This window comes from Bacillus sp. GS3m_15504 (assembly GCF_055825275.1).
Window position 1 is genome coordinate 1,725,652 of sequence record NZ_JBVVNL010000001.1, and the last position, 12,860, is coordinate 1,738,511.

General features: G+C 35.3%; 14 protein-coding genes. 13 read left to right on the forward strand and 1 reads right to left on the reverse strand.

Features of this window, described 5'->3' with window-relative positions; all coding sequences use genetic code 11:
- The first annotated feature begins 387 nt into the window (after positions 1-387).
- The 3 genes from AC0L0O_RS09020 (at position 388) to AC0L0O_RS09030 (ending at position 3,239) form a co-directional block, all read left to right on the forward strand.
- Complete coding sequence (locus AC0L0O_RS09020; protein ID WP_473785735.1) at positions 388-975, forward strand: GNAT family N-acetyltransferase; 588 nt, start codon at positions 388-390, stop codon at positions 973-975.
- A gap of 330 nt (positions 976-1,305) precedes the next feature.
- Positions 1,306-1,938, forward strand: a complete 633-nt coding sequence (locus AC0L0O_RS09025) for a YdcF family protein (protein ID WP_000662215.1) — start codon at positions 1,306-1,308, stop codon at positions 1,936-1,938.
- A gap of 152 nt (positions 1,939-2,090) precedes the next feature.
- A complete protein-coding gene (locus AC0L0O_RS09030; RefSeq protein ID WP_001218391.1) occupies positions 2,091-3,239 on the forward strand; it encodes an acyl-CoA dehydrogenase family protein in 1,149 nt (382 codons plus the stop codon).
- Between the two features lie 216 nt (positions 3,240-3,455).
- On the opposite strand, the gene AC0L0O_RS09035 is transcribed toward AC0L0O_RS09030, so the two are convergent.
- A complete protein-coding gene (locus tag AC0L0O_RS09035) occupies positions 3,456-3,926 on the reverse strand; it encodes a DinB family protein (protein WP_000991257.1) in 471 nt (156 codons plus the stop codon).
- Positions 3,927-3,995: 69 nt separating this feature from the next.
- On the opposite strand from AC0L0O_RS09035, the gene AC0L0O_RS09040 reads away from it, so the two are divergent.
- The 10 genes from AC0L0O_RS09040 to AC0L0O_RS09085 all read left to right on the forward strand — a co-directional run bounded on the left by AC0L0O_RS09040 (position 3,996) and on the right by AC0L0O_RS09085 (position 12,783).
- Positions 3,996-4,700 (forward strand): ArsR/SmtB family transcription factor, encoded by a 705-nt coding sequence (locus AC0L0O_RS09040; protein WP_072180355.1) that lies wholly within the window; start codon positions 3,996-3,998, stop codon positions 4,698-4,700.
- Between the two features lie 203 nt (positions 4,701-4,903).
- On the forward strand, positions 4,904-6,034 hold the full coding sequence (gene spoIIP, locus AC0L0O_RS09045) for a stage II sporulation protein P (protein ID WP_473785736.1): 1,131 nt from the start codon (positions 4,904-4,906) through the stop codon (positions 6,032-6,034).
- Positions 6,035-6,348: 314 nt separating this feature from the next.
- Entirely contained in the window at positions 6,349-7,026 is a 678-nt protein-coding gene (locus AC0L0O_RS09050) for a copper homeostasis protein CutC (protein WP_000895088.1), read from the forward strand.
- A gap of 23 nt (positions 7,027-7,049) precedes the next feature.
- Entirely contained in the window at positions 7,050-7,601 is a 552-nt protein-coding gene (lepB, locus tag AC0L0O_RS09055; protein WP_000662493.1) for a signal peptidase I, read from the forward strand.
- 258 nt (positions 7,602-7,859) lie between these two features.
- Complete coding sequence (locus AC0L0O_RS09060) at positions 7,860-8,612, forward strand: IclR family transcriptional regulator (protein WP_000026380.1); 753 nt, start codon at positions 7,860-7,862, stop codon at positions 8,610-8,612.
- Between the two features lie 14 nt (positions 8,613-8,626).
- On the forward strand, positions 8,627-9,340 hold the full coding sequence (gene pxpB / locus AC0L0O_RS09065) for a 5-oxoprolinase subunit PxpB (RefSeq protein WP_000672256.1): 714 nt from the start codon (positions 8,627-8,629) through the stop codon (positions 9,338-9,340).
- Positions 9,331-10,320, forward strand: a complete 990-nt coding sequence (locus AC0L0O_RS09070) for a 5-oxoprolinase subunit C family protein (protein ID WP_042511088.1) — start codon at positions 9,331-9,333, stop codon at positions 10,318-10,320. The genes pxpB and AC0L0O_RS09070 overlap by 10 nt, the downstream gene beginning before the upstream one ends.
- 18 nt (positions 10,321-10,338) lie before the next feature.
- Positions 10,339-11,100, forward strand: a complete 762-nt coding sequence (gene pxpA / locus AC0L0O_RS09075; protein WP_375361775.1) for a 5-oxoprolinase subunit PxpA — start codon at positions 10,339-10,341, stop codon at positions 11,098-11,100.
- A gap of 23 nt (positions 11,101-11,123) precedes the next feature.
- Positions 11,124-11,819: a DUF969 domain-containing protein gene (locus AC0L0O_RS09080; RefSeq protein ID WP_000239804.1), complete on the forward strand. Its 696-nt coding sequence runs from the start codon at positions 11,124-11,126 to the stop codon at positions 11,817-11,819.
- A gap of 1 nt (position 11,820) precedes the next feature.
- Positions 11,821-12,783 carry a DUF979 domain-containing protein gene (locus AC0L0O_RS09085; RefSeq protein WP_001021671.1) on the forward strand — a complete coding sequence of 321 codons (963 nt, stop codon included), beginning with the start codon at positions 11,821-11,823 and terminating at the stop codon, positions 12,781-12,783.
- The last annotated feature ends 77 nt before the right edge of the window (positions 12,784-12,860 follow it).

The window sequence follows — 12,860 nt, forward strand, 5'->3', positions numbered from 1 at the left end:
GAATTAACTGTAAAACTTTCACTTTATTATTATATAGTATTTTTGGGTTTTTATCCATAATTATCCATTCTATCAAACTAAAAACTTGATTCATAAATGAAAAAATAATCTTTTGTAGAAATAATAGTATTTTTGGTGTGCAAATTTTTAAAGAACGTATATAGATCTTTAGAAAAAGAAAAACCTTACATGAAATGAAACCAATATAAATGTAGCTTGCTATAATGGGATGGACACGGTATTTGTTACAGGCTTTTACGGATTATTATGTAAGAAGGTATTAAAACTTGAATTTTAAGTACATTTAAAAGTTAGTTTTAATGTTTTAACATCTGTATAATTAAATGTTTATTTCTGTGATATAGTAAGAAAAAAGGGGGCTTACAAATGGAAATCATTCACGAAAGAGCAAAGCTACGGTTAATGGATGGTAATGATGTCGAAACTTTGTTTTCGATTGTAGAAGGAAATCGGGAAATTTGGGCGTATTTAATCTCTAAAATGGATAGTGTGCAAGATATGCAGCAGTACGTTCAAAAAGCGATACAAGGTTATGGAAAGGGTTCTCAAATACCTTTCGTTGTAGTGGATCAACAGACGAATACGATTGTAGGAAGTACACGTCTATATAATATTTCAGTAGAAGATAAAACAGTCGAGTTGGGACAAACGTGGTATCATCCAAGTGTCCAGCGTACGAGTATCAATACAGAGTGTAAGTATATGCTTCTCCAGTATGCTTTTGAAAAACTGCATATGCTCAGGGTACAAATTAAGACGGATGCAAGAAATGAAAAAGCACAACGAGCAATTGAAAGGTTAGGTGCAGTAAAAGAGGGTGTGCTTAGAAATGAAAGAAAATTACCGCATGGTTATGTGAGAGATGCAGTTGTGTACAGTATTATCTCGAGTGAATGGCCAGACGTGAAAAAACAATTGTTAGAAAAATTAGAGTTGTATAAAGAAAAGCTATAATTCGTGTTTTGAAAGGTATATTGTTCGTAAGGCATGAAAAATATACCTTTTTTCTTACAAAATGCTACTTTATTTTAATTCCTTTTGTTTCATCGTTCCCTTCTGAGAAAAAATTCGTTACAATGTAGTTGTATGGTAATAAACTTATGAATTTAAAACATGTAATGAAAACCGCAAATGAAAATGAATTGATAATCCTCAATTTTAAATGAAAACCCTTTTATACATAAATAAAAAGTAAAGTTCCTTCTTTTAAACAAACTCAAACAAAACGATTTGATATAAATGTTTTTTTATAGAAGTATGGATGATGTACGGAGGCAATTACAAATGAAAGAAAATAAGAAGAGTAAGAAAAGACGAATCTTTCAAGTATTTTTACTAATGATTTGTTCTGCTATTTTATATGTAAGTTATGCAGCTTACGATATTTGGAGTTATCGTTTTAAAGCAAATGATGACGTGAAAACGGATGCTGGTATCGTACTAGGAGCAGCTTCATGGAACGGAAAACCATCTCCTGTATTTAAAGAAAGAATTAATCATGCGATTTCTTTATATAAGAACGGAAATATTAAAAAGATTATTTTTACAGGTGGTACAAAGTTCGAGGCAGAACTTGAGGAAGCGCGTACTGCAAGAGTATATGCAATGAAACAGGGTGTAAAAGAGGAAGATATTTTAATTGAAACAAAATCTCTTTTCACTGAAGAAAATTTAAAAAATGCGAAGCAAGTTGGAATTGAGAACGGAATACAGACATACACGATTGTAAGTGATCCACTTCATATGAAACGCGCAATGAGAATCGCAAAACATATTAATATTGAAGCATATGCTTCACCAACGCCGACATCAGCATATAAAACGTTAGATACAGAAATACCATTCTTCTTTAAAGAATTATTCTCGTATATTGGGTATGTAACTTCGTTGCCATTAAAGGCATTGAAGGGAGACTAATAAGGAAAGAACCTATCTTTCAATAGGAACTTTTCTTATTAGTCAAAAACATTGTATTTTTATCGGAATAGTGAAACAATAGAGAGGTAGCTTCATATAATCATAATGACAAAATGAACGGTTTAAGAATCGAGCATAAAGGAGATTATAGTATGGCACTCTCATTTGTTGAAACAGAAAAACAATCTTTCATTATTGAACAAATAAATAAATTGATTCCGAAGTTCATGGAAAGGGAGCATCAACTAAGTGAATTAGGATCATTTCCGTATGAAAATATAAATGATTTGAAAGATATCGGATATACGAAATTAACGTTGCCGAAGGAATTTGGTGGTAGTGCGATTTCTTTATATGACTTCGTTCTATTTCAAGAGAAAATTGCGGAAGGCTGCGGGGCTACTGCATTATCGATTGGCTGGCATCTTGGTATTGTGAAAGAGCTGGCGGAAAATCGTTCTTGGAATGATGAGATGTTCAAATGGTTTTGCGAAGAAGTGCGTAGCGGTGCGCTCTTTAACAGGGCAGCAACAGAACCGAAAACAGGGAGTCCGACGCGTGGCGGTAAACCAGAAACAATAGCGGTTCAACAAGGCGAGAAGTGGATTATAAATGGAAGGAAAACTTTTACAACGATGGCGCCAGTACTTGATTATTTTATTATTTCAGCGAGTATGGAAGGCCGTGAAGAAGTTGGTGAGTTTGTTATTCCAAGAAATACACTCGGTGTATCCATTGAAGAAACGTGGGATAGCGTTGCGATGCGAGGCACTGCTAGTCACGACCTTGTCTTACAAAATGTAGAGATAGAAAACCGCTTTTTTACAGATGTAAAGGGCGGGAAAGTAAAACAAAAGGGTGTTGGTTGGTTGCTACATATACCAGCATGTTATTTAGGAATTGCACAATCAGCAAGAAATTATGCAGTTCAATTTGCGGGATCATACAAGCCGAATAGTTTAAACCATTCTATTAGTTTATTACCGAATGTTAGAAGATTAGTTGGAGAATTAGAACTCGAGCTTATGCAAGCTCGCGTCTTTTTATATCAAATTGCGAAAAAATATGATGAGGCAGAAGATAAACTGTCACTGCAAGCAGAATTAGCGGCAGTGAAATACGCCGTAACAAATGCGGCGATATCCATAGTGGATAAATCAATGCGCATCGTAGGAGCAAAAAGTTTATCAGAAAAAAATCCGCTTCATCGTTATTATTTAAACGTTAGGGCAGGACTACACAATCCGCCGATGGATGATGCAACACTATCTATGTTGGCGGATGCGGCGTTTCGATCGTAGTTTTTTTAGCTTGAACTTTATTATTTAAGTGAAATATAGTTATTTTGAAAGCACGTGTTTGATTAGTAATCGAACGCGTGCTTTTTATGTGCAGGAACGTATCAAGTTGAGATGTAGGTTTTTAATATAAATGGTTATCATGGTTTTGTGATTGTTTCTTATTGAAAAATTCTTATCGCAATGCCAGTTTGGAACCTTTGTAAATAATTACTGAATTTAATCCCAAATCAATGGTCTTTCCAAATCTACCATTCGTAAATATTGTAAAAATTGACCTGCATGGACCGCATCATGATAGGCAATTCGTAATAGCATATCGCCTAAATATCGTTGATAGCCAACATCGCTTCGATCAATAAGTCTTGAATCTAGCTCTGCTATGCTTATTGATTGAACATATTCTATGAAATCGACAAAACATGATTGTGCTAATTCGATCTCTTTTTTAACACAAGTAATTGGCTCGTCATCATACGGGAAATGTATGTCGTTTATTGAGCCGTTGTTTTTTAAAATCATATGATAGTAAAAAGTTGAACTCCATACGTGACGAATCATTTCACCAAAGGACATAGCCTCATCATCAGGCTTCCAATTAAGAAAATTATCGGGAAGAGAAATCCATAATTTTTCTGAGCGCCTTCTCGTTTCTTTTAAATTTAATATACTAAGATCAATTGCATTCATAATACATTCTCCTTTACTGTTAAATTTAAAATAATTGTATCAATTTAATAGTTAGGGTATCATCGAAATATGAATGTATATCCGAATATCTCATATATTGCTAAACTAATTGCTGAACCTACAAGAGCAATCATCTTAGATTGTTTAATGAATAATCAAGCACTACCTGCTAGTGAATTGGCTTATATGGCAAGAGTGTCACATCCAACAATTAGTTCTCATCTTTCTAAATTAGTAGAGGGGAATCTACTTAAAGTTGAACAACATGGTAGACATCGTTACTATCGACTTGCTAATCAAGAGGTAGCAGAAGTGCTTGAAAAGTTAGGAACAATCGCACCAACAGTCCAAGTTCGTTCTTTAAAACAATCGGATCAACTAAAACAAGTTCGTTATGCTCGAACTTGCTATGATCATCTTGCAGGCAAACTTGGTGTAGAGATAGCTGAAAAATTACTACATAGGAAATTTATCATTTTAGAGGAAGGAGAATATATTGTAACGGAACAAGGTAAGAAATGGTTTCTGAATTTTGGAATAAATATTGAAAAGGCAAATATAAAAAGGAGAGTATTTGCAAAACCTTGTCTTGATTGGAGTGAAAGACGCTACCATATTTCTGGTTGGTTAGGATCTGCAATAGCAAAACTATTTTTTGAACAGGAATGGATTACAAAGACGGATAAGAATCGGGCTGTCCATCTTACAAGAAAAGGTATGAAGTTATTGAAAGACCAATTAGGCATTGACATGGAAAATGAAGAAATGAAATAACCTGAGTCTATACAAATGTAGACTCAGGTTATTTCATTTCTTTTAAAAATCTTTAGTGATATTTGCGCACGGCAAATTAACCTCGTTTGCTTTACGGAAAGAGATTAACTGCAAAAATAGTAGTTGAGACGATTCTATTAAATTATTAATCATATTACTTAAAAATTATGCGTAAGAATATAGTAAATGAAGGGAGATATAAAATGAATAAAGTGAAACTGAAAGTATTTAATATAAAGTATGTCATGATATGTCTTTTATTCACAATTATATGTATTCTCACTTCATTCTTCATTTCTAGTAATTCGAACGTATTTAAATCTTATTATATTAACCAATTACTAGGAACGAATTCTACTAAAGGCCTTATGTATATGATAGGCAGTGAAAATCGTTATTTTGCAGAAGAATTTCATAGAGAAAAAGGACGAGCGTCTTTGGAATCTTTTTTACTTTCACTTTCTACAAATATTAATGTAAATGACCTTCGAAGCTTATTAACTCGAGAACTTCCAAATATGAATCAATTTTATTCGGAAATATTAATTGCCGGGGAAGGAACAGATTATACGAACATTCCTGAAGAATCCAGCATTCCTTTAGAGAATATTCAAGATAAAGGTACTGCTGTTAAACATCCAAAAAGTGAGAAAGAAAACAATTCAAATACACAAAATAACGGTGAAAATAAAGTTTTTATTTATCATACACATAGTTGGGAGTCGTTTATTCCTCTCATTCCAGGTGCTACTAAACCTAATGATGCCTCTAGTACAAATAATGAAGTGAATATTACGTTTGTTGGAAACTATTTAAAACAAAAGTTAGAAGAGAAAGGAATAGGGGTTTCACATGATACGACAAATATGAGGGACTTTCTGCGAAATAAAAATTTAAACTGGGCCCAATCCTACAAAGGATCTCGTCAAATATTACAAGGTAAATTAGCACAAGATAAAAATATTATGTTTCCAATGGACCTTCATAGAGATGATGCACGAAAAAATATTACAACCAAAAATATTAACGGAAAGAATTATGCGAGGCTCTATTTTATTTTAGGACGAGAGAATCCTAGCTTTGAAAAAAATAAAAAAATAGTAACGGCAATAAATTCATATTTAGACGAGAAGTATTACGGTTTAAGCCGAGGAATTTTTATTAAAGATCGTAAAAGCGGGAACGGAGTATATAATCAAGACCTTTCTCCAAATGCATTACTTATTGAAATGGGAGGGGTAGACAATACACCAGAAGAACTGTATGCTTCCGTTGACGCATTAGTAGAAGCCTTTAGCCACTATTATAATGAAGTAGTTAAGAAAAATAACTAAATATATAGGGGAAACCTAGTATTTTTATAAAATAAAAAGGAGTGACACCTAGTATGAAGTTCTAGAGGTTACTCCTTTTTCCTATTATTCAGGCTGTACCAGAAGTCTCATACTACTTTCAGATCCATCTGCATTATAAGCGGATAAATAATACGGCCCTGGTTCTGGAGAGGAAACGAATGAGCGTAAAGTAAATGTTATCAAATGAAAAAATCTTTCTTTTCATTCTTCTTTTTATCGTTTTATAGGAGAATACTATGCTTCTTATTTCACCTACTGTATAATAAGAAAAAAGTACGAAAAGAGGTCATCTCATGTTAGAGGTTATTGCAACATGTTTAGAAGATGTGAAACGAATTGAACGAGCTGGCGGGAAGCGAATTGAATTAATTTCATCTTATACAGAAGGCGGTTTAACGCCGAGTTATGCATTTATAAAAAAAGCGGTAGAAGCAGTACAAATACCGATTCATGTTATGATTCGTCCGCATGCGAAGTCTTTTACATATACGGAAGAAGAAATTGAAATGATGAAAGAAGATATTGTAGTTGCTCAGAAATTAGGAGTAGCTGGTGTTGTATTAGGTGTATTAAATGAAAGAAATGAAGTGGATGAAGAGAAACTAGCGGATTTATTATCTGTGGTAGATGGGATAAATGTCACATATCACCGTGCAATAGATGACATAGAAAATCCAGTAGAAGCGATGAGAACATTAAAGAAGTTTCATAAAGTGACTCACGTTTTAACTTCAGGTGGACAAGGGAATATAGTTGATAATATTCCGGTGCTTACAGATATGCAAAAGATAAGCGATGGTCAAATTCAGCTTGTTGTTGGAGCTGGTGTAACGAAAGAAAATATAAAGCAATTGCTAAATGAAACTGGAATTTCGCAAGCTCATGTCGGTACAGCGGTAAGAGAAGGGAAATCATGTTTTGCTGAAATTGATCTTAATTTAGTACAAGAATTAGTTCAAATTATACAATAAACAATTAAGAAAGAGGAGAAACGATGAAGGAAAATACGAAGAAAGAATTATTCTCATGGGCGAAAACGATAGGATTTACCCTTGTATTAATCGCAATTATTCGCGGTGTTTTATTTACACCGTCATTAGTACAAGGCGAATCGATGATGCCGACTTTAGAAAATAACGAACGAGTTCTCGTCAATAAGATTGGTTATAGTATAAGTGGATTAGAACGCTTTGATATTATTGTTTTCCATGGAAAAGAAGGATATGATTTAGTAAAACGAGTAATTGGTTTACCAGGCGATACAGTTGAGTATAAAAATGATGTTTTATATGTAAACGGCAAAGCGATGGAAGAACCATATTTAAAAGAGTTTAAAGAAAAAGCAGCAGGTCGTGTATTAACTCCAGACTTTACGTTAGAACAAATTACAGGAAAAACGAAAGTGCCAGAAGGCCAAGTGTTTGTATTAGGTGATAATCGTGAAGTTTCTAAAGACGGTCGTATGTTTGGATTTATTTCAGAAGATGAAATTGTCGGAAAAGGACAAGCTGTTTTCTGGCCGTTGAAACAAGTAAGAGCGCTATAAAGAAAGAAGTATGGGAGAAATATTCTTCCATACTTTTTTTATGCCCATTTATTTAAACGTTTGGTTTTGCTATAACTTGAGCTTTTGAAAGAGAACCATCATTATTTCTAGAATTTATTTTGTATTCACTTTACATAAAGGTTAAGTAGCTGAAAAATATATTGATAGAATTGATAGAATATTTTATAATTTTAAATTATATGTTTGTTTCGGAAAATGGAATTTAAGTTCCGAAATTCGGAACAAGAAGGAGATAGAATGAGTATAAATAAAACGGCAGTTAAGACAATGGATATTTTAGAGTTGTTTTATGAGCATGAAGAACTCAGTTTAACAGAGATGGTTCAGCTTACAAGTATGCCGAAAACATCTGTTTATCGTTTAATTGGCTCGTTAGAAGAAATGGAGTTTTTACAAAAAAACGAAAAGGGGAAATATCGTCTAGGAGTCGTTTTTTTACGGTTTGGTCAACTTGTTTCGCAAAGATTATCAGTAAGAAATATTGCGATTCCATATATGAAAGAGCTTAGAGATAATTTAGGGCAGGCAGTTAATTTAATTATTCAAGATGGTAATGACGCGATTTATGTGGAAAAGATGGAAGGTGTTCAGCCTGTACGTGTATATACGGCGGTTGGAAGAAGAGCGCCACTTTATGCTGGTGCATGTCCGAGAATTTTACTATCGTATTTTACCGAGGAAGAGAAACAGAAGTACGTAGAGGAAACGGATTTCAAACAGTTTGCAGATGGAACAATCGTAGATAAGAAACAATTGCTAGAAGTGTTACAAATGGCGAAAAAGGAAGGACATACAATTAGCTACTCGGAGTTAGAAAATCATACAGCAGCTATAGCAGCGCCCATTTTCGCAAATGATGGAACGGTTGTAGCAGGCATTAGTATTTCAGGATTAGCAATTGAGTACAGCGAAAGTAACATTCCATATTTTATCGCTAAGGTGAAAGAGACAGCACATCGCATTTCGAAAGAACTCGGCTTTTTGGCATAGAAAGAGGGAGTAGGATGAAATTTTCTGCGTTAGGGGATCAAGCAATTATTGTTACATTTGGTGAGGAAATCGGGATGGATGTATATGAAAAAGTACAACGATTATTTCAAGTGTTGCAGCAACATCCGTTTACAGGAATGATCGAATGCGTTCCGTCATTTACTTCATTGGCCGTTTACTATAATTTGTATGAAGTATGGAAGGGAAATGATAGAAAGATAAGACCGTATGATTACGTATGCCAATACATAGCTAGAATGTTAGATACGTATAAGGAAGAGCTGAAACGAGATGTGAAACATATTTCTATACCCGTTTGTTACGGGGGAGAATATGGACCTGATTTAGAAGAGGTGGCGCATTATCACGGTTTACAAGTAGAAGATGTCATTCGCATACATAGTGAAACAACGTATTTTGTATATATGTTAGGCTTTACACCAGGGTTCCCGTATTTAGGAGGACTATCAAAAGAACTAGAAACACCTAGAAAAGAAATACCGCGGTTACAAATCTCTCCTGGTTCGGTAGGGATTGGCGGAAATCAAACAGGTATTTATCCGCTTGAAACACCGGGTGGATGGAATATTATTGGCCGAACACCAATCTCTTTATTTAATCCGGAAGAAGAAACACCGACCTTTATTCAAAGCGGTATGTATTTACGATTTATCCCAATAACGAAGGAAGAGTACGTATCACTTGAGGGGGCTAAAGAATGGATGTAGAAGTTTTGCATGCAGGTATGTTTACAACAGTCCAAGATTTAGGACGATCTCATTATCAACAATACGGCGTACCCGTTGGCGGGGCTATGGATCAAAGTGCACTTCGGATGATCAATATGTTAGTTGGTAATGAAGAAAATGAAGCGGGACTCGAAATGACGATTATGGGACCGAAATTGTTAATAAAGAAAACGACGTTACTCGCAATTGGCGGTGCGGATATGGAACCGTTACTAAATGGTGAGCGTATTCCATTATGGCGGCCCATTTTAGCGGAAGAAGGTAGCATGCTTTGCTTTGGAAAAGTGAAAACGGGTTGCAGAGCGTATGTGACTTTTGCAGGTGGTATCTATATTGATCGTACGATGGGAAGCAAAAGTACTTACATACGTGCTGCGATTGGTGGTATGGAAGGGAGAATGCTGAAAAAAGGAGACTATTTTCAACTTGGGGAAAGATCAGAAATGGCTCATCCTTTCATGCAAGACTTACAAAAGGGTGAGCGCATAAAAACAAAATGGGCAATTAGCAGTAGCGTACTACCAAAATATAAGAAGTATCCTAAACTTCGCGTCATAACTGGTTTTGAATATGATCAATTTACAGAAGAAAGCAAAAAGGCATTTTTTACGAAAGAGTATAAAGTATCTAATTACGCTGACCGTATGGGTTATAGGGTTGAAGGAGAAATTTTAAATAGAGCCGTTGAAAAAGAGATTTTATCGAGTCCAGTTACATATGGAACCATTCAAATTCCAAATGGCGGACAGCCGATTATATTAATGGCAGATAGGCAAACGACAGGTGGTTATCCGAGAATGGGAAATATCATTTCAGTAGATTTACCTCTTCTTGCCCAGTTAAAACCAGGGGACTATGTATCGTTTGAGAATATTACGCTTGAAGAAGCGGAACAATTGTACATAGAAAAAGAAGTAAATATGAATCTATTAAAAAAGTTCATCGCTTTACGAAGCTGAGTGCAGGAGGGAAATATCATGACTACAATTGATTTGAATTGTGATTTAGGAGAAAGTTTTGGCGCTTATAAAATGGGGAATGATGATGAAATTCTTCCGTTCGTTTCCTCTATAAACGTTGCATGTGGTTTTCATGCGGGTGATCCGTCCGTTATGCGGCAAACGGTTGAAAAGGCAATGCAGCATAATGTAGCGATAGGGGCACACCCAGGATTTCCTGATTTAATTGGATTTGGTAGAAGGAACATGAACGTTTCAGCAAATGAAGTATACGATTATGTTTTATATCAAATTGGTGCATTAGACGCTTTTGTAAAAGCAGCTGGTGGGAAGATGCAGCATGTGAAACCGCACGGAGCCCTATATAATATGGCGGCAACTAATCCGGAAATTGCAGATGCAATCGCAAAGGCAATTTATCATATGAATTCAAGTCTATCACTTTACGGATTAGCAAATAACGAGGCGTTTATACAGGCTGCGGAAAAATACAATATAACTCTCGTACAAGAAGCTTTTGCAGATCGTACGTATAAGCAAGATGGAACCTTAACGAGTCGTACGGAAGAAAATGCGCTTATAAAAAATGAAGATGAAGCGATAAATCAAGTGCTTCAAATGGTGAAAGAAGGCTATGTAAATTCGGTGAATGGTGAGAAAGTAGCAGTTCAGGCGCAGACAATCTGTTTACATGGTGATGGAGAAAAAGCAGTACAATTTGCGAGAAAAATATACAGAACATTCGAACATAATAAAATTTCTATATGTGCACCGAAATAAAAAAATGAGGGGAAGTGTTGGAATTGGTGAAATTAATCGGGATATTACTAGTTGCAGTGGGCTTTTTATTTAGATTAAATACACTATTAGTCGTTATGGTTGCAGGTATTGTTACGGGGATGGTTTCAGGATTAAGCTTTTATGATGTCATTAGCATGTTCGGTAAATTTTTCATAGAAAATAGATATATGTCTATGCCTATCATACTAACTTTACCGGTAATCGGAATTTTAGAGCGTTACGGTTTAAAAGAAAGAGCAGAAGCACTTATAACGAAATCAAAAGGTGCAACAACTGGAAGAGTATTAATGTCATATTTTACGATAAGAGAATCATCAGCAGCACTAGGTCTTAATATTGGTGGTCATGCACAAACAGTAAGACCGCTCGTTGCACCGATGGCAGAAGGGGCTGCGCAAGGTAAATACGGTAAGCTTCCTGAAAAGTTAAGAGAAAAGATTAAAGCGAATGCAGCCGCTGCGGAAAATACAGCTTGGTTTTTCGGAGAAGACATTTTTATCGCAACTGGTGCCATTTTATTAATGAAAGGATTCTTCGATTCAGTAGGTATGCATGTCGGTGTATGGGATATGGCGCTTTGGGGTATTCCAACTGCAATATCTGCACTCATTGTAAGCTGGATTAGATTTAGAAGGTTTGATAAATATATAGCAAAAACGATGACATCAAAAGAAAAAGAAGAGAAGGAGGCAATATAAAATGAACATCATCACAATGGATACAATCTATTACGTATTAGGTATAATTGTTGCCTTTATCGCTGTTCGTATCGCATTTGATCGTGAGCATCCAAATCGATTTGGTTCTAGTTTATTTTGGGCGTTGTTTGCCGTTACATTTTTATTCGGAAATGTAATTCCTTCGTTTTACGTTGGCTGTATCGTACTCGCTATGGTTGTGTTAGCGTCAATGAATAAAGTAACAAAATCTCAGGAGAAAGAAGCACCAGTACAAGAACGTGTGAAACATGCGGAGAAATTAAAAAATAAAATTTTTATGCCTGCACTTTTAATACCTATTTTTACAATTATCGGTACGTTAACGTTAGGAAAAATCAAATGGGGAAATGTTTCTCTTGTTGATCCAGATAAAGTAACGCTAGTAGCATTAGCATTAGGAGCATTACTTGCATTCGTTGCGGCAATGCGTATTACAAAATCGAAAATAACAACGCCTGTACAAGAAGGAAGCAGACTATTACAAGCTGTCGGCTGGGCTGTTATTTTACCACAAATGTTAGCAGCACTTGGTGGTATTTTCGCGAAATCTGGCGTTGGGCAAGTCGTTTCTGATTTAGTCGGACAAGTGTTACCGACAGAGTATCCGTTCGTTGCTGTTATGGCGTATTGTTTAGGAATGATGCTTTTCACAGTCGTAATGGGAAATGCTTTCGCAGCGTTTGCCGTTATTACTGGCGGAATTGGTTTACCTTTAATTGTACAAATGCACGGCGGAAACCCAGCGATTATGGCCGCTCTTGGTATGTTTGCTGGATATTGCGGAACGCTGCTTACGCCAATGGCAGCAAACTTTAATATCGTACCGGCAATGCTTTTAGAGTTAAAAGATAAAAATGCCGTTATTAAAGCACAGGTACCAATTGCTCTTTCCATTTTCATTATTAATATGTTTATTATGTACGGCCTTGTATATCGTTTCTAATTAGGAGGGAATAACAGTAAATGAGAATCTATAAAAAACTATAAAAATTTACAATTACAGGTTTTATATTTTACAGA